Source organism: Paenibacillus methanolicus, assembly GCF_008124765.1.
In the GTDB taxonomy this organism is placed as follows: Bacteria; Bacillota; Bacilli; order Paenibacillales; family Paenibacillaceae; genus Paenibacillus_Z; species Paenibacillus_Z methanolicus.
The window spans coordinates 1-19,943 of the sequence record NZ_VNHS01000021.1; the positions used below are offsets into that span (position 1 = coordinate 1).

Here is a 19,943-nt window from a genome sequence, read left to right on the forward strand (position 1 = left end):
AGACCCCTGGAAGACGACCAGGTTGATAGGTTCGAGGTGGAAGCGCAGCAATGCGTGCAGCTGACGAATACTAATCGGTCGAGGGCTTATCCTAACGTTTAAGTTCGCAAGAGCTTAAACAAAACACAGCTAAAGTGTTGAGTTTCGTATCCAGTTTTCAGGGTGTACACCTTGAATGTTTGGTGGCGATGGCGGAAGGGAACCACGCGTACCCATCCCGAACACGACCGTTAAGCCTTTCAGCGCCGATGGTACTTGGACCGCAGGGTCCTGGGAGAGTAGGACGTCGCCAAGCACGAATGACCGACCACAGTGATGTGGTCGGTTTTTTGTTGTCCGGCTATGATTACATGAGCGTCCGAATAAAGCGGGGAATATTCGTACAGAGAGCTCGCAGGAGGGAGCGGCTTGAGTTTATATTGCATGTTGAAGACCTTGCGGGAAATGATGGCATGGAAAAGAATCATTTACTCGACTAATATACCTTGAGAATAACTGGTTACTGAATTAGCACTGGATGGTTAACTATAAAATATGCAGGCTCAGTTAGATTACGAAGCTTCAAGCGGCCCTCTACAAGCCGTGGAGGAGTACGTGGAACCGTTTAGAGACGCACTTAACAATCAAAGGCCGTACAGGTATATACCCATATGGCCTTTGGCTATTGCGTTTAGCGGTGATAGAAGCTTACCTCAGTCGTCTGGAACTTGAGCACGCCGTCTGGCCGGCATTTGCGAAGCGGCCTAAGAACAAGCAATCTCGGAGCTAGAAACCAAAGGTGCCAGCTAATCAAGCTTATCATCTGGGCTTCGTTAGCCCATGGATAGGCGACTCCGATCGCACAAAGTCCTAGCCATAACAGGTGGCGGTGTACTTTTCGATAAAGGCTAAGTTCGATAAACGCGGTTGGGATGTAACCAAACCAGGGTTTGCTGAACCGCAGTCCCCAACGACGATAATTCGGCTCATCGACACGAACGAGCGTTAATCGAATAATAAGGAAATGAATGATCTGGGTAAATACAATTCCAATCCCTAGCGCAATCGCTCCATCGGTTCGGTACATGGTGAGCTGAAACAGAATAAGGACAAATGCGATGACGAAGTAGCTCCAGACGTATTCCTTGTGGATGTTGATTCTACGTATCAGTTGGTATTGATAAATCGTTGCTTTCACTTGTTCCGCAAGTGTGCCCCTCATGCATCAACGCCCTTTCAATCAGACTTTCGTTACTATTATCGGTATTTTGGCGCATGAAATGAAGACCAATGCGGAAACTGGTACAAGGTGAAGGGGCACCAAATCAAATGAAGCGACATACACTGTATTACTATTTGAAATGGGCTATGAAAGAAGTATAGGTTGCTAGAGTTTGTGGCATACTAGCAGTAAGGTAATAATGGGCGAGGTGAACGGCCATGACAGAACGGCAAATCGGCGGCGAAAGACTTTGCATCGTGTGCGGCCAAGAGAAAATGAACGGGATCTGCATCGTCAGCGAGTTCATCTGCGACGCTTGCGAGACCGAGATGGTTCGGACGGATGTACAGGACGCCAAATATCCTTTCTTTATCCATCAACTCAAGCGGCTATGGGTAGAGAAAAATGCATAATGATTAAAAATCCCCGTTCACGCGCGTTCGTGACGGGGATTGTTGTTTCTTGGCTGATATCCGGTATGATGGAAAGAGAGTTTAGAGAGAGGACGAACGAGAATGCGCCATCGAGAGATGAAACCTTGGCATGCGCCTATTGCGGCCATGCTCGAGCAACATAAACGTTCAGAGCCAGTGTCTTTCCATGTACCAGGGCATCAATTTGGCAGGGGGCTTCACCGTCTTACGGACGTTCAGTCAGCTGATCTGTCGGCTGCCATATTGCCGGTCATGGGAATTGATATCACCGAACTGTCTTTTACAGACGATCTGCATGATCCGATGGGGGTAATCGCGGAAGCCCAGCAGCTTGCTGCAGCTTGCTTTGGCGCACAGGAGACTTACTTTCTTGTCGGAGGCAGTACGTCTGGCAATATCGCGATGATTCTGGCCAGCTGCAAGCCGGGTGATCGGTTGTTGGTGCCGCGCAATGCGCATAAGTCGGTAATCAATGGCCTGACGTTAGCCGGAGCGGAAGCGGTATTTTTGAACCCGACAGTAGATGGAGATACGGGACTCTATCTACCTCCTTCGCCTGCCGTGGTGGAAGAGGCCTTAAAAAGCTATCCAGATGCGAAAGGTATATTGATGACTAATCCTAGCTATTATGGACTTAGCGTAGATTTGGGACAGTATGCGAACCTCCTGCATGCCAAGGGTAAATTACTGCTGGTCGATGAAGCGCATGGCGCTCATTACGGGCAGCATGCGGCGTTCCCAACATCCGCTGTGCAGGCTGGCGCGGACATGGTGGTTCAATCAACGCATAAGACGCTCCATGCGCTGACCATGGGGGCTATGCTGCATACGCAAGGTAGGCTGGTTGATCATGCCGCTATTCGACATTCCCTCCAAATGGTGCAAAGCTCTAGCCCCTCCTACCCGATCATGGCATCGCTCGATATTGCCCGGGCAATGTTGGACACCTACGGCGAAGCGTGGTTTGAACCGGGGTTGGGGGCTGTCCGAAAGGTCAGAGAAGCGCTGCATGCGGCGAAGGGAAGATTCGAGGCTGTCCAGATCGAGCAACGTCACTGCCGTATGGATCCTTTGCGCCTCTTGCTCCAAGACAAGCTAGGACAACTATCCGGATTTGAGATTCAACAGCAGCTAGAGAAGCATAATATTTGGGCGGAGATGGCGGATACAAAGCGTGTAGTCTTATTATTCGGTGCGCAAACGACCGAGGCTGATGCGGAACGTCTCTTGCAGGCGTTACATCATATTACGGATGAGCAATCAAGTCTGAGCTGCGGCAGTTGGATCTCGACGAGAGCGACAGATATATATGAGAGCGAGCTGGAAGAGGAATTAGCGGCTATAAGCGAACCCGTCATGTTCGATCGTAACCTTGTGAAAAGCACGGTGGTGGATCTTGAGGCGGCTGTGGGCCATTGTGCGGCCGAGATGGTCGTCCCTTATCCACCGGGCATACCGCTAGTGTATCGAAGTGAACGCATAACGGTACAAGCCGTTAATCGAATTCGTAGTTTAGCGGCAGCTGGCGCTCGATTTCAAGGGGCATCCGACCCGGCGATGCGGACGATTTCGATTATTGTTTCATAATAGAAGCGGCGAAAGACGCGCATGTCATTTACGGTTTGCGTTTCTTTTTGCTACAATACGGGGATAATCGAAATTCGGACAAGGGAGTTCACCTCATTTGCATACGGGTATATTTATTACAATCGAAGGCGGCGAGGGTGCCGGCAAAACGACACTCATCGAGACATTGGCACATAGACTGGAAGCAAGCGGCTTGACGGTCGTAAAGACGCGCGAACCGGGCGGAATCCCGATTGCGGAGCAGATCCGCGGCATAATATTGGATCGCGCCAACACCTTGATGGATCCGAGAACGGAAGCGCTGCTGTATGCGGCGGCACGACGTCAGCATTTGGTCGAAAAGGTACAGCCCGCGCTCGCCGAAGGGGCTGTCGTTATCTGCGACAGGTTCGTGGACAGCAGTCTTGCTTACCAGGGACATGCGAGAGGACTTGGCATGGAGGAAGTGCGCTCGATCAACGCGTTCGCCATTCACGACACCATGCCGGATCTCACGCTATATTTGGATATTAACCCGGAAGCGGGGCTTCGACGTATTCACGCGAGCGAGGAAGCGAGCCGGGAGATCAATCGTTTGGACCTGGAGGCGCTTTCGTTCCACCAGTTAGTCCGAGAAGGGTACCAGCAGCTTCATCGGTCGGAGCCGGAACGCATCGTGAAGTTGGACGCGGAGCAGAACAGAACGGAGCTCGCCGAAGCGGCATGGACCGCCATTTGCCGTCGATTAGAGGAAAAGGGGCTATCCGTGTCAAAATAGTAGACAGGGCTGAATGCGCGTTTATTCGGCTGGCAGAACATGGGAGGGGATTGGGATGAAGTTAGTCGTCGCGATTGTGCAGGATAAGGATAGCAACCGGTTATCGAATGCGCTCGTCCGGGAAGGTTTTCGGGCAACCAAGCTTGCGAGTACGGGCGGATTTCTTCGAGCGGGGAATACTACGTTCATGATCGGGATCGAAGATGAACGGGTGCACGAGGTCATGCAGGTTATCCGTTCCAATTGCAAAGTGCGCGATCAGCTGGTTTCGCCGGTTTCACCGATGGGCAGCACGACGGACGCCTATATTCCGTTCCCGGTCGAAGTGCAGGTGGGCGGAGCCGCCGTCTTCGTGATGCCGGTCGAGCGATTTGAACATTTCTGAATGGACGTGAGTGGATATGAAAATTAACCCGGGCATGCGTCCGCTTGGCGCGGAACGCGCGCGGACGGATACGGGCTCGAAGCCGCTGCAGCCGAAAGCATTCTCCGATATTATGCAACATCAAGACGAACAACGATCGATGGAGCAGCTCCAGCAGAAGCTTCAAGATATCCATAGTCAAGGCGAGCGCTTGGCGCGATCCATGACCGTCCGGGAGTTGACCGTGTTTCGGAACATGGTCAAGCAATTTCTCGAAGATACCGTGCGCCGCGGAGTCGGGTTGAAGGAAACGAAGGGCTTCGACCGCCGCGGCCGCACGAAACGGTATAAAATTCTGGATGAAGTCGACGGCGTGCTGGTGACGATGGGCGATGAACTGCTCACGACCGAAGAAGGTCGCATCGATCTTCTGCACAAAATCGGCGACATCCGGGGATTGCTCATTAATTTGTTTTTCTAAGAAGAAAGGAACGACGGAAGGCCATGAGCATTGCACAACTAGCCGGCCAGCCGAACGCCAAACGGATCTTGCAGCATGCGCTTACGACCGGGAAAGTGTCGCATGCTTATCTGTTCAGCGGCCCGCCGGGGAGCGGAAGGCTGGCTATGGCTGAGCAATTCGCCAAAGCGATTTTCTGCACGAGCGGAACGGGCGATGCATGCGGGGAATGTTTGGCCTGCCGCAAATTCGAGCACGGCAACCAACCCGACCTGCATATCGTCGAACCGGACGGCAATTCGATCAAAATCGATCAAATCCGCGAGCTTCAAAAGGATATGGCGTATCGGAACAGCGGCACGGATCGCAAGGTTTATATTATGAAGCGGGCCGAGACGATGACGCTTCAAGCGGCGAACAGCTTGCTTAAGTTTCTGGAAGAGCCGCCGACGCCCGTTGTGGCGATCTTGCTCACGGATAACGGACAAGCGATGTTGCCGACGATTCGTTCGCGCACGCAATGGGTGCCGTTCATGCCGCTGTCGCCAACGGAGATGCTGGAGGTGCTTCTGCAGGAGGGGCATCCGCCTACGCTGGCTCGAGCGGCGGTACATATGGCCTCGGGATTGGACGCTTGCCGGGCGATCGTCCAGCAGAATGGGTTTGCAGAAATGAGAAACGTAGTGATACAATTAGGGAAGGATAGTCTAACCCGATTCACCGCGGCGATGTTGACTGCCCAACAGCACGTATTCAAGAGCGAGCTCGGTGAGAAGCCTCAGCTGCTTCTTTCGTTGCTCTATCTCTGGTATAGAGATTTCATACAGGTTCAAGCAGGTAGACAAGAGTCGGTTGTTTTCATAGATCAGATTGAATTTCTTAGCAGGCACGCCTACAACCGTTCGTCGGAAGGATGGGTGCGTTGCATGGAGTATACGCTGGAGACGGGGAAACGCATGCGGGCGCATGTGTCGCCTCAGCTCGCGCTCGAGCAGCTGCTAATACGCATACAAGAGGGGTGACGGGTTGTATAACGTCGTTGGCGTCCGCTTCAAGAAGGCGGGCAAGATCTATTATTTTGACCCCGTCGATCTTCCCGTGGAGAAAGACCAGCATGTCATTGTCGAAACGGCAAGAGGGGTCGAATACGGCAAAGTGGTGGTCGGACAGAAGCAAGTCGGTGAATCGGATGTTGTCCTGCCGCTTAAGAAAGTAATCCGCATTGCCGGTGACAACGACGCCAAGATCGTCGAGGAGAACAAGACGGCTGCGAAGAATGCCTTCGCCACGTGCCTCGACAAAATTCGCGATCATCAGTTGAAAATGAAGCTGGTGGATGTGGAGTTTACTTTTGACCGTAACAAAATCATTTTTTATTTTACCGCCGAAGGGCGGGTTGATTTCCGGGAGCTTGTGAAGGATTTGGCCAGCGTGTTCCGCACGCGGATCGAGCTGCGGCAAATCGGCGTCCGTGACGAAGCCAAGATGCTCGGTGGCATCGGGCCGTGCGGTCGCGTGCTCTGCTGCTCCTCTTGGCTTGGCGATTTCGAGCCCGTGTCGATCAAGATGGCGAAGGATCAGAACTTGTCGCTCAACCCGACGAAGATTTCCGGTCTGTGCGGACGTCTGATGTGCTGTCTGAAGTACGAGCACGATAACTACGAAAGCGTTCGCGAAGAGATGCCGGCAGTTGGCAAAATCGTCATTACCTCTTACGGCGAAGGTAAAGTGACGGGCATTAACGCAGGTTCCAAGGCCGTATATGTGCAATTATTCGATGGCGGCAAGCCGAAAGAGCTCCCGCTTGATGATGTTGTAGTGAAGTAGATCTTGTCGGATGATGTTTCGAAGCCGAGCAGTCTTGGGGTGGAGAATATGAACAAGAACGACCTTTTTAACCAAATGGACGAGCTGGAGAAGAAATCGCTCGCGTTTCATCAAGAGCTCGGTTCAATGAAGCAGCAGATAAAGGCGCTTCTCGAAGAGAACAAGCGTCTCACCATAGAGAATCAGCAGCTGCGCAAAGTACTGAAGCGAGAAACTGGCGCGCATACGGGAACGCCACAGCCTCGCAAGCAAACGCCGGCCCCGGTTGCCGTCAACGTGGCGGCAGCGCCAGCGAGCCGGGCGCAGCAAACCGAGCTCCCGTTGGCGCTGCCGATCGATCAGGCTGCAGCCGTAGGCGAAGGACACGATAATTTGGCCCGGTTGTATCATGAGGGCTTCCACATTTGCAACGTATATTACGGTCACCTACGTACGGAAGGCGATTGTTTGTTCTGCTTATCCTTTCTGAATAAATAATCACGTACAGCCGCTTCGGGCAAGCGGCAGGTGCCGAAAGCGTCGGGCCGTCCTTCTCGAAGGGCGGCCTTTCGGTTTGCCAACTCATCAGGATTCAATAGAAACGAGGTTTCCGCGACGTGAATAAAGAAATTGCGCTTCTACCCAATGAACGTCTGGACGATTTGTTGAGCTATGGTCTGCATATTATCCAGAGCCGAGAGGTGTTCAGCTTCTCGATGGATGCCGTTCTGTTGGCGCGGTTTGCGGGCATCCCGCCTAAGGGGAACGTGCTTGATTTATGTACGGGTAACGGAGTGATTCCACTGCTGTTAAGCACCCGCACGAAAGCGATAATCGACGCCGTCGAGATTCAGCCTAGACTGGCCGATATGGCGCGCCGCAGCGTGGCATGGAACGGGTTGCGGGAGCAGATTCGTGTTTATGAAGGCGATTTGCGCACGTTTTTCGACCGGAGCCAATACGGTAGCTATGATGCGATTACGATTAATCCGCCGTATTTGCCGCCGGAGAACGGGGATCAGAACGAGAACGAGCATTATGCATTCGCGCGCCATGAGCTCAACGGATCGCTGGACGAGATGGTCCAAGTCTGCGCGAAGCTGGTCCGGACCGGGGGCAAGGTATCGATGGTACACCGACCCTCGCGGCTGGTGGAAATTACGGAGACCATGCGGCGTCATCGGCTGGAGCCCAAACGCATTCGGTTCGTGCATCCGCATGAAGAAGCAGAGTCGAATATCGTCCTCATCGAAGCGGCCCGAGACGGCAAGCCCGAGGTTCGATTGCTCCCGCCGCTTATTGTATATAATGAAGAAAGACAGTATAAGGAAGAGCTCATGCGCATTTATTATGGGGAAGCGCGCCCCGGTCAGGAGAAGAAGGAATCATGATCGTACAGCGTAGTTTCAGCGGCTCGCAAGAGAACGGAGCCGGGACGCTCTATCTGGTCGGCACGCCGATCGGCAACTTAGAGGACATGACGTTTCGGGCGATTCGAACGTTAAAGGAAGTCGATTTGATCGCGGCGGAGGATACCCGTCAAACCCGCAAGCTGCTCACGCACTTCGAAATCGCCACAAGGCTCGTCAGCTATCATGAGCATAACAAAGCGGCGAGCGGACCGGAGTTGATCCGGATGCTGGAGAGCGGGCAGTCCATCGCGCTCGTCAGCGACGCCGGCTTGCCAGCGATCTCCGATCCGGGGGCTGATCTGGCCGCAGAAGCGGCTTCTCATGGGATTAAGGTGGTGCCGATACCTGGCGCGAACGCGGCCCTGTCGGCGCTGATCGTATCCGGGCTGCCAACCGAGCGGTTCCTGTTCGTCGGCTTTCCGCCGCGCGACCGCAAGCCGCTGCGCGATTGGTTGGAGAAACTGCGGAGGCAAGAGGGAGCGGTTATCTGCTACGAATCGCCTTATCGCCTGGCCAAGACGCTCGCTGCCATGCTGGAGGTTTGGGGAGACCGCCGAATCGCGATGGTGCGGGAGCTGACGAAGCGGTACGAAGAAGTCGCGCGGGGCACGCTGTCGGAGTGCATGGCGTGGCTAGAGGAGCATCCGCCTATAGGCGAATACTGCCTCGTTGTCGAAGGCATAACCTCTGGGGGTCATGCAGAGGATGACGAGGACACCCAATGGTGGCTGCCGCTTTCGTTAGCCGAACATGTGGACCGTTATGAAGCGGAACTGGGCGATCGGAAGGAAGCAATGAAGAAGGCGGCCACAGACCGGGGATTGTCGAAGCGGGATGTCTACAATGAACTAATGCGCAAATAGCCGAAACAAAAAAAGGGCCTTCCTAGTCGGGTTCAGACCAGGAAGGCAGTAAAGGAGTTATAAAAAGGTTAGAATTAACAAGTTGGTATAAAACTATTATAACCGATTAAATTCGATTTGTCTCTTATTTTGTAACGGGCGCCGGCATTTCGGACAAACAAGAGTGGCAAATGATTTTGCCCTTGAAGTAAGTCACGTTCTCCGCGTTGCCGCAGAAGATGCAGGCAGGCTCGTATTTTTTAAGCATGATACGCTCGCCGTCCACATAAATTTCAAGCGCGTCTTTCTCTCCGATGCCGAGTGTGCGGCGGAGCTCGATTGGGATAACTACACGCCCGAGCTCATCAACTTTCCGTACGATTCCAGTCGATTTCATCATGATGGTCCGTGCTCCTCTCAAATACATATATTCGTCATTATTCGACAAAATTCTATCATTTCTTTTCTCTATAGTACCAACGTTTCCCATAATAGTCAACCTCGAAAACCCTGTTAAATTTGGGTAATTATCAAAGGATCGGCGCTAGAACGGGGTTTTGGGCTATATATATCGTACAATATTATGTCGGGTTTTGGAAACGGCATCGCGACACTTTTCGACAAATATATTAGGATTGTGTCGAATTATTGTCGAATAGCGGAATGATAGCTTAATACTGGTAGTGGTTTCTCGCATTTAAAAGTCTTGAAAGGTATTATTAGGTAAGAAGGGGAACGAAGATAGGAGGGTGAGGCTTATGGATAGCCGACTGCAGCCATTGGCGGAGGAGAAGGTCTTTAAGGATCCGGTGCATAAATACATCTACGTGCAGGACCGCACGATATGGAATTTGATCAATACGAAAGAGTTCCAACGGCTTCGGCGCATTCGTCAGCTGGGTACCTCGTATTTGACTTTCCATGGGGCGGAGCACAGCCGATTCTCCCATTCGCTCGGCGTGTACGAAATTACGCGTAAAATCATTTCGCAATTCGAACGCGGCGGTTACGAGGACTGGCCGAAGGATGAGAAGCTGGTGACGTTGTGCGCGGCGCTGCTGCACGATGTCGGACACGGTCCTTTCTCCCACTCCATCGAAGAGGTGTTCGATACCCATCACGAGGATTGGACATGCCGCATATTATTAGAAGAAACCGAAGTTAACCGCGTCCTTCGCGAGGTCGATCCCGGCTTCCCGGAGCAAGTCGCGGCAGTCATACGCAAAACGTACGAGAAGCCGATCGTTATCAGCCTTGTCTCCAGCCAAATGGACGCCGATCGCATGGACTACCTGCTGCGCGACGCTTATTTTACGGGTGTTAACTACGGTACGTTCGATCTGGAGCGCATCCTGCGCGTGCTGCGGCCGCATAAAGGACGCATCGTCGTGAAAGAGAGCGGGATGCACGCCGTCGAGGACTATCTGATGTCCAGGTACCAAATGTACTGGCAAATTTATTTCCATCCCGTCACACGCAGTTCGGAAATCATTCTGCGTCAAATCCTGCGTCGGGCTAAAGAGCTTTATATGAATGGTTATGCATTCGGGTGGATGATCGAACCGATACGCAGGCTCATTAGCGGCACGATCGACGTCCCGAGTTACCTGGCGCTGGACGAGGCTTCGATGCAGACGGCCTTTACGCTTTGGCAGTCGGAAGAGGATGCGCTGCTAGCCGACTTATGCCGCCGATTCATCGACCGCAAGCTGTATAAGTATGTAACGATGGATGAGGCGGACGAGTCGTTGTGGGCTTCAATCCGGGAGCAGTTTGCCGCCATCGGGTTGCATCCGGATTACCACTTGGAAGTCGATTTTCCCTTTGATTTGGCGTACGCTGTCTATCGACCGGGGACGCGCGGCGCGAAGAAGAACGATAAGCCGCCGATTCTCGTGCTGGACCGCGACGACGTCGTATCGGAGATTTCGCAAAAATCCGATATTATTCGCTCGATTACCGGCATGCACAGAGGGAAATACCATCTGTATTACCCGTACGAACCGCTGCTTGAATCAGCGAACAAGCTGAGTCCCGACCTTCGCAAGCTGTTTGAACTGGATTAGAGAGGAGTTTCGCCCTTCATGTTAATCGACACGCATACCCACTTGGATTCGCATAAATTCGACGACGACCGCGCGGAAGTCATCGAACGGGCCCGCGCCGCCGGTGTCGAATTACTGGTAAATATCGGATTCAACCGAGAGACCATTCCGACGACGATAGCGCTTGCCGAACAGTACGATTTCATCTACGCGGCGGTAGGGTGGCACCCGACCGACAGCCTCGATTACGGTCCATCCGACCTCGATTGGATCGCCTCGCTGTGCGATCATCCGAAGGTGGTCGCGATCGGGGAAATCGGTCTCGACTATTATTGGGATACGTCGCCTAAGGATGTGCAGAAGCGGGTATTTCGGGAGCAAATCGAGCTCGCGAAATCCAAGCGAAAGCCAATCGTCATCCATAATCGGGATGCGCACGAGGACGTTGTTAGGATTTTGAAAGAAAGCGATGCCAAGCAAGTCGGCGGGATCATGCATTGCTTCTCCGGTAGCTGGGAGACGGCCAAGCAGTGCTTGGACATGAACTTCTATATTTCGTTCGGCGGACCGGTCACGTTCAAGAACGCGCGGGTGCCCAAAGAGGTGCTGGCGAAGGTTCCGTTGGACCGTTTGCTGATCGAAACGGATGCGCCTTATTTGGCCCCCCACCCTCATCGAGGCAAGCGAAACGAGTCCGCTTTCGTCCGTCTTGTAGCAGAAACCGTTGCGGAAATAACAGGAAAAAGACTGGAAGAAATCGCTGAAATCACGAGCGAAAACGCCAGGAAATGTTTTTCCATCGGACGAAAATAGCCCAAAACGAGAGCATTTTGAATGATTCGGGTGAAAAAACTTGTTTTGGTTGGATAAATTGCGGTTTTTTCGAGAGTTTTTCCTTTAAATTCGGTAAAATCGTCCTTTATCTCATCTTTACAATCTGGAGCAAAAGACGGTATCATTCATCTCAGGGCTTTCAAGATGTATTCCATTTCCAATAACGCTTAGTCTCCAAATTGGAGAGCGGGGGAACCAAATGAGGACTTGTGCCGGGGTATGCGAGGCACGCAAAGTCGCGTTGAATTCTTCTAGGGGTGAATTTCCGCTGCGGCGCGCTTAACTAGTGCCGACAGCCGAATAGGGCGACTCTCTCGCCCGAATCCGACAGCTAACCTCGCAAGCGTCATAAGAGAGATCAACTCGTGCATCCATTCCATGCTACCCGTGTCCCACAGGAAGCCACGAAGCAGATCTTCTGTCGTCGGCTTCTTTTTATTTTGAATATTGCGAATTGTGGCGACATAGTGTGATTCATGGAGGAGGTATGAGGGAGCAATTGGAAGAAGCGGGCTTCATGCGCGCTAAATCTAATAGTCGACGCGTCTAAATCTATTTCATGCGTAACAGGGCGGCGGGGCTATGTAAGGAGGACCGAAGAAGTGGGCATAATCCAAGTTAAGGACACCCATGGGAAACGATCATCCAGCATGTCTTTCGCATTGCGATGGAAGCATGAGAACGTGCGTTTAATTGTCCTAAGCGCTATGATCTCAATCGCTATGACTTTCATGTTTCTGGTGTTGTTGTACGGAACGGCTGACAAGCGCGTCTCCGTAGTGTTGAATGGACAAGAAAACATTGTGGAAACCAAACAATGGGTCCTGCAACGCCTACTGGATGAACAAGCCATTACGGTGGGGCCGTATGATAAGGTGTCGTTGCCTTTGAATGCGGGCGTAAAAGACGGTGATCGGGTGGTCATCGAGCAAGCGGTTCCCCTAACCGTGAAGGCTGACGGCAATGTAAGAACGGTGTACACGACAGAAAGAACGGTACAGGCGGCGATCGATCAGGCTAACATATCGATTCGCAGTGAAGACAAGGTGCTGCCGTCGAAAGACGCGGCCATCGAACCGAACATGGCCGTAACGGTCGTCCGGATCGACAAGCATGTAATGCAAAACGAGTACGATGTGCCATTCACTACTGTTACCAAGGCCGACCCGACGCTGCTTGAAGGGAAGAAGAAGACCATTCAGGCAGGCAAGGCCGGCGTTGTCGTGAAGAAATACGAGAAGGTGTTCGCAGACGGCAAGCTTGTCTCGCATACCTTCGTCTCGAAGACGACCCAAAGCGATGCGGTGAACCAAGTCGTGGCGGTCGGCACCAAGAAACCCGTGGTTATGCTGACGAAGGGCGGGGTGTCGTTCCAAGCGAAGAAGACGCTGAAGAATGTCACGCTCACCGCATATTCGGCTGGTTTGGCTTCCACGGGCAAAACCAAATCCCATCCGGGTTACGGCATCACCAGATCCGGCTCCCGCGTCACGGAAGGGCGCACGATCGCGGTTGACCCGAAGGTCATTCCGATCGGATGGTGGGTGTACATCGAAGGCATCGGATTCCGCCGCGCGGAAGATACCGGCAGTGCCATCAAAGGCAACAAGATCGACGTTTACTTCGATAGCGAAGACTATGCGGAGAAATTCGGTCGCAAGAAGGGTTACACCGTGTACGTGCTGGGTCCCAAAAAGCCCGAGGCGATCTAGCGCGCCACAGGTGTCCGTAGTTACAATTTATCGTCAAACCGATGCAATTATGCCATGATAAGAAGAGGCCTCGCCTCTTCTTTTTGTACGTTTGTCCGGAAGGGATGTCAGGGAAGTCCATGATCAAAGAAATCATCGTCGTGGAAGGCAAAGACGACACCGTCGCGATCAAGCGGGCCGTCGAGGCCGAGACCATCGAGACCGGCGGATCGGCGATCGGCGAAGCGGTGCTGAAGCGGGTGGCGCTTGCCCACGAACGCCGAGGCGTCATCATTTTCACCGATCCGGACCATGCGGGCGAGCGCATCCGCAAAATCGTCGCGCAACGCGTGCCGGGGTGCAAGCATGCTTTCTTGCCGCAGGAGGAAGCGCTGTATAAGGGCGACATCGGCGTGGAGAACGCGAAGCCGGAGGCCATTCGCCGCGCGCTCGCAAGCGTCCGGACGGAAGCGATCGAAGGACAATCGGACGAGCCGCAAATAACGTGGGACGAACTGATGCGGGCGGGCTTACTCGTGCATCCGGCTGCGGCGGACCGCAGGCTGCGCATGGGCAATTTGCTCGGCATCGGCTATGCCAACGGCAAGCAGTTCTTCAAGCGCTGCACGATGTTTCGCATCACGCGGGAGGAGTTCGAGCAGGCGCTGGCGCAGATGGACCAAGAAACCGGAGGAAGCGGCCAATGACAACCAACATCGAGGTGGCGACACCGAAGCGGACGAAAGACATCATTCAGAAGTACGGCTTCTCGTTCAAGAAGAGTCTCGGTCAGAACTTCTTGATCGATCAAAATATTTTGCGCAAAATCGTCTCCGCCGCTGGCCTCGACAAGACGAAAGGGGCGCTGGAGATCGGCCCGGGCATCGGCGCGCTTACGCAGCATCTTGCGAATGAGGCGGCACGCGTGACGGCCATCGAGATCGATGATCGCTTAATACCGATCCTAGGTGATATTTTCGCCGATGCGGATAACGTGCATATCGAGCATGGCGACGTGCTCAAGCTGAACTTAAGCGAGCTGATGGCACGTCAGTTCGCTGGACTGAGCGGCGTCAGCGTCGTGGCCAACCTGCCGTATTACGTCACCACGCCGATTCTGATGAAGCTGCTCGAGGAGAAGCTGCCGCTCGAGAATATCGTGGTCATGATTCAGAAAGAAGTCGCCGAGCGGATGGCGGCCAAGCCGGGCGGCAAGGAATACGGCAGCCTCAGCGTCGCCGTGCAATACTACTGCGAAGCGGAACTCGTGTGCATCGTGCCGCACACGGTATTTATCCCCCAACCGAACGTCGACTCGGCGGTCATTAAGCTATCCGTGCGCAAACAGCCTCCGGTTCAGGTGGAAGACGAAGCGTATTTCTTCCGCACCGTCCAAGCCTGCTTCGCGCAGCGCCGCAAGACGCTCGCCAACAACCTGACCGCTTACGTCGGCAAAGCCAACCGGGAGCAGCTAGGGCCTCTCCTGGCCTCCATCGGCATCGATCCGTCCCGACGGGGCGAGACGCTCTCTCTCCAAGAATTCGCCGCGCTGAGCCGGGCGTTGATCGCCGCGGGGTTTTAATAGGAGTTGCAGTTAACCGTGCTGAATAGGCACGGTTATTTGGCGTTTCATTATCTCTTTCCACGGATGCAGAAACTCGCCGACTGGGGAGCGGCCCAAGTAAGCTTTGTCCGCCAGGACAAAAGCGTGCCTCGCCCGAAAGCACCCGCCGTCCACAGCCAATCAAGCCAGCACGAAAAAAGCGGGTGTCCAGAGGGCGGCAGCCCTTGGAGTCCCCTCGGCGGAGGGCAATGCTGTCAGGTTAAGGAAAAACGGCTGGTGAAGCCAGCCGTGGCTATAGTTGCTCGGCTTACGCACATGCCTATGTCTGAGGCCGAACTTCAAAACCCACTGAAGCTTTGTCCGTTAGGACAAAAGCGTGCCACACTCAAGCCTTCCCGCCGACCGCGAACAAACAATGCCAGCACGAAATAGGGAGTCCAGAGGGCAAAGCCCTATGGTTCCCCTCAGCGGAGGGGGAAGGGGGAGGGAGCAATAAAAGTCGGGTCAAAGGGCGGAGCCCTCTTAACCTGACAGCATTGCGGCGGAGGGGGTTGGGGGAGCGATTTTATGGAGCGACGCTCAAGAGACGGGGGTATAGCTCACAAGCTGGGTTTCAGGGGGCACAGCCAACAAAAGGGTGCAGGGGCGAAGCCCCAAATACTAACTGAGAGTCCGAGGGCAGCCGCCCTCGAAATAGGCCCCTGTCAGGGGCACCAACCGCCCCCCCTTCCCATACGATAGACGAAGAGGTGATTTGCCCATGAATCAAGGGGACCTGGTCGTCCGCAAATCGTATGGCGGGGACGTCCTATTTCGCATTGCATCGTTACATCAACAGTCGGCTATGCTAAAAGGCACGGACTACCGACTGCTGGCTGATTCGCCCGTCGACGACCTGGCGGTCGTGCCCAATCCGGAGCATAGCGGAGCGGCCAGGATGGCGCGCGTGAAGGAGTACGAGTCGCTCCAGCGGATGCAGGAGCAGCGGATGCAGCAGGCGATGAAAGGGGAAGAGGAGCAGCGGCGGACGTTAACGGACACGAAACATCCGTTCTTCGAAATGCCGGGCAAGGTGCTCCACTTAGACGGAGATGCGAATTACTTAAAGAAGAGCATGCAGCTCTATTCCCAAATGCGGGTACCGGCGCATGGCGTCTACGTACACGAGTCGCAGATGGCAGAGACGGTCAGCCGGCTGCTGCCGCAATTTCGCCCGGATATTGTCGTGATCACCGGTCACGACGGGGTGCTGAAGAATCGGACGACGAATGATCTATATAGCCTGGCCAGCTACAAAAACTCGCAAAATTTCGTCAATGCCGTCCGGATCGCCCGGGACTATGAGAAAAGCCGTGATGGGCTGATTGTCGTAGCGGGAGCCTGCCAGTCCCATTTCGAGGCGCTCCTATATGCCGGCGCGAATTTCGCAAGCTCTCCGGGCCGCGTGCTCATTCACGCGCTGGATCCGGTTTATATTGCGATCAAGTCCAGTTTTACGCCCATCAAAGAAACGGTTAACTTGCCGGACGTCATCCAAGGGACGATTAGCGGTTTTGACGGCGTGGGCGGAATCGAGACAATCGGTAAGTATCGCGTTGGGTTGCCGAAGCCAAAGACCCTGTCCGGCGTAAAGCCAACTGTTTAATATGCCGCAAGGCGGGTGCATTATGCACCAAAATCAAAAAAACCATAAAAAATTTATTGACAGGTTATTTTACATGCTGTTATAATATAAATTTTTGACAAACCACCTCACTCGCGCTATAATGGACAAGGAAAGAGGTGGTAGTGGACAATGGCAAAAAATGCGCTGTTGGAAATCAAACGCAGTCTGGAAGCCCATGTGGGCGCCAAGATTCGGCTTCGAGCTAACGGTGGTCGGCGAAAGACCATCGAACGTACCGGTGTGTTGGAAGAGATCTACCCTTCTGTATTCATTGTGAAGCTGGATCAGGAGGCCCACGCCTTTAAGCGCGTGTCCTACAGCTACGCGGATATTCTGACCGAATCGGTGGAAGTAACCGTGGACAGCGACGACGGCCAGATTCGCATATCCTATTTGCAATAAACTCTCCTTCCACATAGCACGACAGGCAAGAACGCGAATGCTTCGCGCGGCTTGAACAACGACACCACTCCAAGCGGATGTTCGGGGCTCAGGCGGCGCGAAGCAGCTCGCGTTCTTTTTGCGCTGGATAAAAACGGGCGGCGAAGCGCTGTATAGGCAAACGCGCACAGCACAAACTAGAGCGTAAAGAGGTATAAAGGAGGACAAGGCAGATGAGCCGCAGACGCAAAAGCACGATGAGCGAGCAACTCAAGTACGAGCTGGCCAAAGATCTGGGCTTTTACGAAACCGTCCAAAAAGAAGGCTGGGGCGGCATACGCGCGAAAGACGCAGGCAATATGGTGAAGCGGGCCATCCAGCTGGCCGAGCAGGCTGCAGCGAAGCAGTATGAAGACGCTAGAGCAGCCGAGCGGGCCGATGCGGTTGCCCAAAGGTATACGCAGCAGCAGCAACGTCAGACGCCGTCCTATGCAACCCAACCAAGTCAGGGAATGCAAAGGCAAGAGGAGCCCGTCTATGCCGCAACTGCTATCCCGGCAGTCGGAATAGGGGCAACGTCGCAAACAACGGCCGCGCATATCCCTTCGGGCTCGACATACGGCAGCGGGTCGGCGATAGGAAGCTATGGGCAGTCAATCCATCCGAATCCGCAGCAGCCGCAAGCCTTCACGCAGCAAAGCCCGTATATCGCGCGTTCCCAACGCAGCCAGGCAGAGTCGGCGGCCGCGTTTATCCCGTTCGGGGCGATGCCGCGCCAAGGCGCCGAGCAGCCTTCATACCGAAACTAACGCAAGCTTCATATACGCGACCAAACCAGCTAAGAAGCCGAATAAACCCGCATGAGGAAGCCGCGCCGAACGTCATTAGGGCGCGAAGCGCAAGAAGCGGGTGCGGCGTCTTAGCTTTTCTTTTGCCCTTTTGTTAAAATAGGGATAAATGGTTATTCGCGCTATTGCGGCGCGGAGTGAAATGGGAATGAGCGGGTGACGACGACGAATGAAAATTTATGAGAAAGCTCCGGCTAAAATCAATCTGCTGCTCGACGTGCTGCGCAAGCGCGAAGACGGTTTCCATGAGGTCGAGATGGTGATGACCATGGTGGATCTGGCCGATCGCCTGACCATGGAAGAGATGCCTAGAGACAGCATCATGATCTCCAGCCAGGCCGGTTATATTCCGCTGGACGAGAAGAACCTGGCGTTCCAGGCCGCGCAGTTGATCAAGGAGCGTTATGACGTGCGCAAAGGCGTGTACATCCACTTGGATAAAAAAATTCCGGTGGCGGCCGGCCTGGCGGGGGGCAGTAGCGACGCGGCGGCCACGCTGCGCGGACTGAACCGGCTGTGGGGCTTAGGCATCTCCACGGAGGAGCTCTGCACGCTCGGAGCCGAGCTCGGCTCCGACGTACCGTTCTGCGTAACGGGCGGCACGGCGCTCGCGACGGGACGGGGCGAGAAGCTGGAGCGGATCGCGAACCCGCCGCAATGCTGGGTCGTGCTCGCGAAGCCGCCGATCAATGTGTCGACGGCGGATGTATACGGACGGCTGCGGGCAGCCGAGCTGAAGGAACATCCGTCGACCGCGGGCATGCTGGACGCCATTGAACGCGGATCGTTCGCGGACATCTGCGACAGGCTGGGCAACGTGCTGGAGAACGTGACGCTTGGCATGTATCCGGAAGTCATGCAGGTCAAGGAGAGCATGGAGCGGCTAGGGGCCGACGGCGTGCTGATGTCGGGCAGCGGACCGACCGTTTTCGGCTTGGTCAGCAAGGAAGCGAAGGTATCGCGAATCTATAACGGACTGCGCGGATTTTGCAAAGAAGTATACGTGGTAAGAATGCTTACATGAATGCTGACATGAACCAGACGTATACCTTGATTAAATCCGTATAAAAATGATATATTGTCTATATATTATTCGGATTTAGCCAGGGGTGAATCGCCATGAAGAAATTAAAACGAAGTGCACGGCTTGTAGAGATGACGCAATATTTGCTGAATCGCCCCCATACGTTAATTTCGTTGACAGCCTTCGCCGACCGCTACCAATCCGCCAAGTCCTCGATCAGCGAAGACCTCGCGATTATTAAAGAGGTGTTCGAGGAAGAGGGCCTAGGGGAATTGCATACGTTAGCGGGCGCGGCGGGCGGCGTGAAGTATACACCGAAGATGCATGTGGAAGAAGCGCGAAAGATCATGGAACGCGTCTGCGGCCAGTTGGAACAGCCGGAACGCGTCCTTCCGGGCGGCTATCTGTATATGACCGACATGCTGGGACAGCCAGGCTTGCTCGCCGATATCGGGCGGATGTTCGCAACCGCTTTCGCGTCGAAGGAAATCGACGTCATCATGACGGTGGAAACGAAAGGCATCCCGCTCGCGTACGCGACGGCGGCGTCCATGAATTTGCCGGTCGTTATCGTGAGGCGCGATAACAAGGTAACGGAAGGCTCCGCGGTGAGCATTAATTACGTCTCCGGGTCGAATAAACGGATCCAGACGATGTCGCTCGCCAGACGGGCGCTAAGGGAGCAGTCCCGCGTGCTGATCATCGACGACTTCATGAAGGCCGGCGGCACGATACAAGGCATGATGGACCTGCTGCACGAGTTTAACGCGCATGTCGCGGGCGTTGGCGTATTCGTCGAGTCGGGCGAACTGGAGAACGAGGAGCGTCTTTTCGAGGACTACGTCTCGCTTGCCAAGCTCACGGCGGTGGACTTGAAGACGAAGCAGACGACGATCGTGCTGGGCAATTTTTTCGATCAACATAAAGTCGAGCCGAGTTAAATCGGATGATGCAGGGCGTGCCGACCGGCGCGTCCTTTTCGCTATATTGATGTTGAAGGGCGTAATCCGCGGCGGATTGGCCTTTG

General features: G+C 54.2%; 21 protein-coding genes, 2 rRNA genes, 1 pseudogene and 1 riboswitch. Of the genes and pseudogenes, 22 read left to right on the forward strand and 2 right to left on the reverse strand.

All coding sequences use genetic code 11. The features are described from left to right. Nucleotides 1-94, forward strand: a 23S ribosomal RNA gene (locus BCM02_RS33755); the annotation flags it as partial. A gap of 84 nt (nt 95-178) precedes the next feature. Beyond that, a 5S ribosomal RNA gene (rrf, locus tag BCM02_RS33760) occupies nt 179-295 on the forward strand. A 375-nt stretch (nt 296-670) separates the two neighbouring features. Here rrf and BCM02_RS33765 read toward each other — a convergent pair. Beyond that, nucleotides 671-1,201 (reverse strand): transposase, encoded by a 531-nt coding sequence (locus BCM02_RS33765; protein WP_148933525.1) that lies wholly within the window; start codon nt 1,199-1,201, stop codon nt 671-673. Between the two features lie 218 nt (nt 1,202-1,419). On the opposite strand from BCM02_RS33765, the gene BCM02_RS33770 reads away from it, so the two are divergent. From BCM02_RS33770 to rsmI, 10 genes are all read left to right on the forward strand, one after another. Continuing rightward, on the forward strand, nt 1,420-1,614 hold the full coding sequence (locus BCM02_RS33770) for a sigma factor G inhibitor Gin (protein ID WP_148933526.1): 195 nt from the start codon (nt 1,420-1,422) through the stop codon (nt 1,612-1,614). Nucleotides 1,615-1,716: 102 nt separating this feature from the next. Next, nucleotides 1,717-3,222 (forward strand): aminotransferase class I/II-fold pyridoxal phosphate-dependent enzyme, encoded by a 1,506-nt coding sequence (locus BCM02_RS33775; protein WP_246183682.1) that lies wholly within the window; start codon nt 1,717-1,719, stop codon nt 3,220-3,222. A 97-nt stretch (nt 3,223-3,319) separates the two neighbouring features. After that, nucleotides 3,320-3,979: a dTMP kinase gene (gene tmk / locus BCM02_RS33780; RefSeq protein WP_148933527.1), complete on the forward strand. Its 660-nt coding sequence runs from the start codon at nt 3,320-3,322 to the stop codon at nt 3,977-3,979. A 55-nt stretch (nt 3,980-4,034) separates the two neighbouring features. Next, nucleotides 4,035-4,364, forward strand: a complete 330-nt coding sequence (locus BCM02_RS33785) for a cyclic-di-AMP receptor (protein ID WP_148933528.1) — start codon at nt 4,035-4,037, stop codon at nt 4,362-4,364. A gap of 16 nt (nt 4,365-4,380) precedes the next feature. Further along, nucleotides 4,381-4,824: a YaaR family protein gene (locus BCM02_RS33790; RefSeq protein WP_148933529.1), complete on the forward strand. Its 444-nt coding sequence runs from the start codon at nt 4,381-4,383 to the stop codon at nt 4,822-4,824. 23 nt (nt 4,825-4,847) lie between these two features. Continuing rightward, nucleotides 4,848-5,825: a DNA polymerase III subunit delta' gene (gene holB / locus BCM02_RS33795; RefSeq protein WP_148933530.1), complete on the forward strand. Its 978-nt coding sequence runs from the start codon at nt 4,848-4,850 to the stop codon at nt 5,823-5,825. Between the two features lie 4 nt (nt 5,826-5,829). Then, complete coding sequence (locus tag BCM02_RS33800; RefSeq protein WP_148933531.1) at nt 5,830-6,630, forward strand: PSP1 domain-containing protein; 801 nt, start codon at nt 5,830-5,832, stop codon at nt 6,628-6,630. 48 nt (nt 6,631-6,678) lie between these two features. Then, on the forward strand, nt 6,679-7,107 hold the full coding sequence (locus BCM02_RS33805) for an initiation-control protein YabA (RefSeq protein WP_148933532.1): 429 nt from the start codon (nt 6,679-6,681) through the stop codon (nt 7,105-7,107). A gap of 119 nt (nt 7,108-7,226) precedes the next feature. Beyond that, nucleotides 7,227-8,000, forward strand: a complete 774-nt coding sequence (locus tag BCM02_RS33810) for a tRNA1(Val) (adenine(37)-N6)-methyltransferase (RefSeq protein ID WP_246183683.1) — start codon at nt 7,227-7,229, stop codon at nt 7,998-8,000. Then, nucleotides 7,997-8,884 carry a 16S rRNA (cytidine(1402)-2'-O)-methyltransferase gene (gene rsmI / locus BCM02_RS33815; RefSeq protein ID WP_148933533.1) on the forward strand — a complete coding sequence of 296 codons (888 nt, stop codon included), beginning with the start codon at nt 7,997-7,999 and terminating at the stop codon, nt 8,882-8,884. Before BCM02_RS33810 ends, rsmI begins: the two co-directional genes overlap by 4 nt. 124 nt (nt 8,885-9,008) lie before the next feature. Here the strand turns inward: rsmI and BCM02_RS33820 are convergent, their stop codons facing one another. Further along, a complete protein-coding gene (locus BCM02_RS33820) occupies nt 9,009-9,263 on the reverse strand; it encodes an AbrB/MazE/SpoVT family DNA-binding domain-containing protein (protein ID WP_148933534.1) in 255 nt (84 codons plus the stop codon). Nucleotides 9,264-9,621: 358 nt separating this feature from the next. Between BCM02_RS33820 and BCM02_RS33825 the strand changes: the two genes are divergently transcribed. The 10 genes and pseudogenes from BCM02_RS33825 (at nt 9,622) to purR (ending at nt 19,857) form a co-directional block, all read left to right on the forward strand. Further along, complete coding sequence (locus tag BCM02_RS33825) at nt 9,622-10,929, forward strand: HD domain-containing protein (protein ID WP_148933535.1); 1,308 nt, start codon at nt 9,622-9,624, stop codon at nt 10,927-10,929. Nucleotides 10,930-10,947: 18 nt separating this feature from the next. Then, nucleotides 10,948-11,721 carry a TatD family hydrolase gene (locus BCM02_RS33830; RefSeq protein ID WP_148933536.1) on the forward strand — a complete coding sequence of 258 codons (774 nt, stop codon included), beginning with the start codon at nt 10,948-10,950 and terminating at the stop codon, nt 11,719-11,721. Between the two features lie 175 nt (nt 11,722-11,896). Next, nucleotides 11,897-12,104, forward strand: a riboswitch (cyclic di-AMP (ydaO/yuaA leader). A 240-nt stretch (nt 12,105-12,344) separates the two neighbouring features. Continuing rightward, nucleotides 12,345-13,454 (forward strand): resuscitation-promoting factor, encoded by a 1,110-nt coding sequence (locus BCM02_RS33835; RefSeq protein ID WP_425466218.1) that lies wholly within the window; start codon nt 12,345-12,347, stop codon nt 13,452-13,454. Nucleotides 13,455-13,573: 119 nt separating this feature from the next. Continuing rightward, complete coding sequence (rnmV, locus tag BCM02_RS33840; RefSeq protein ID WP_148933538.1) at nt 13,574-14,140, forward strand: ribonuclease M5; 567 nt, start codon at nt 13,574-13,576, stop codon at nt 14,138-14,140. Continuing rightward, on the forward strand, nt 14,137-15,015 hold the full coding sequence (rsmA, locus tag BCM02_RS33845) for a 16S rRNA (adenine(1518)-N(6)/adenine(1519)-N(6))-dimethyltransferase RsmA (RefSeq protein WP_148933539.1): 879 nt from the start codon (nt 14,137-14,139) through the stop codon (nt 15,013-15,015). The genes rnmV and rsmA overlap by 4 nt, the downstream gene beginning before the upstream one ends. Nucleotides 15,016-15,757: 742 nt before the next feature. Continuing rightward, entirely contained in the window at nt 15,758-16,642 is an 885-nt protein-coding gene (gene yabG / locus BCM02_RS33850; protein WP_148933540.1) for a sporulation peptidase YabG, read from the forward strand. Between the two features lie 150 nt (nt 16,643-16,792). Beyond that, a complete protein-coding gene (veg, locus tag BCM02_RS33855) occupies nt 16,793-17,065 on the forward strand; it encodes a biofilm formation stimulator Veg (protein WP_148933541.1) in 273 nt (90 codons plus the stop codon). 212 nt (nt 17,066-17,277) lie between these two features. Continuing rightward, nucleotides 17,278-17,451 (forward strand): annotated as a pseudogene (locus tag BCM02_RS33860) (small, acid-soluble spore protein, alpha/beta type); the annotation flags it as partial. Between the two features lie 610 nt (nt 17,452-18,061). Continuing rightward, nucleotides 18,062-18,916, forward strand: coding sequence for a 4-(cytidine 5'-diphospho)-2-C-methyl-D-erythritol kinase (gene ispE / locus BCM02_RS33865; RefSeq protein WP_148933542.1), 855 nt, complete (start codon nt 18,062-18,064; stop codon nt 18,914-18,916). 95 nt (nt 18,917-19,011) lie between these two features. Then, the gene (gene purR, locus BCM02_RS33870) at nt 19,012-19,857 is read left to right on the forward strand and encodes a pur operon repressor (protein ID WP_148933543.1); all 846 of its coding nucleotides are present in this window, start codon (nt 19,012-19,014) and stop codon (nt 19,855-19,857) included. Nucleotides 19,858-19,943: the final 86 nt, after the last annotated feature.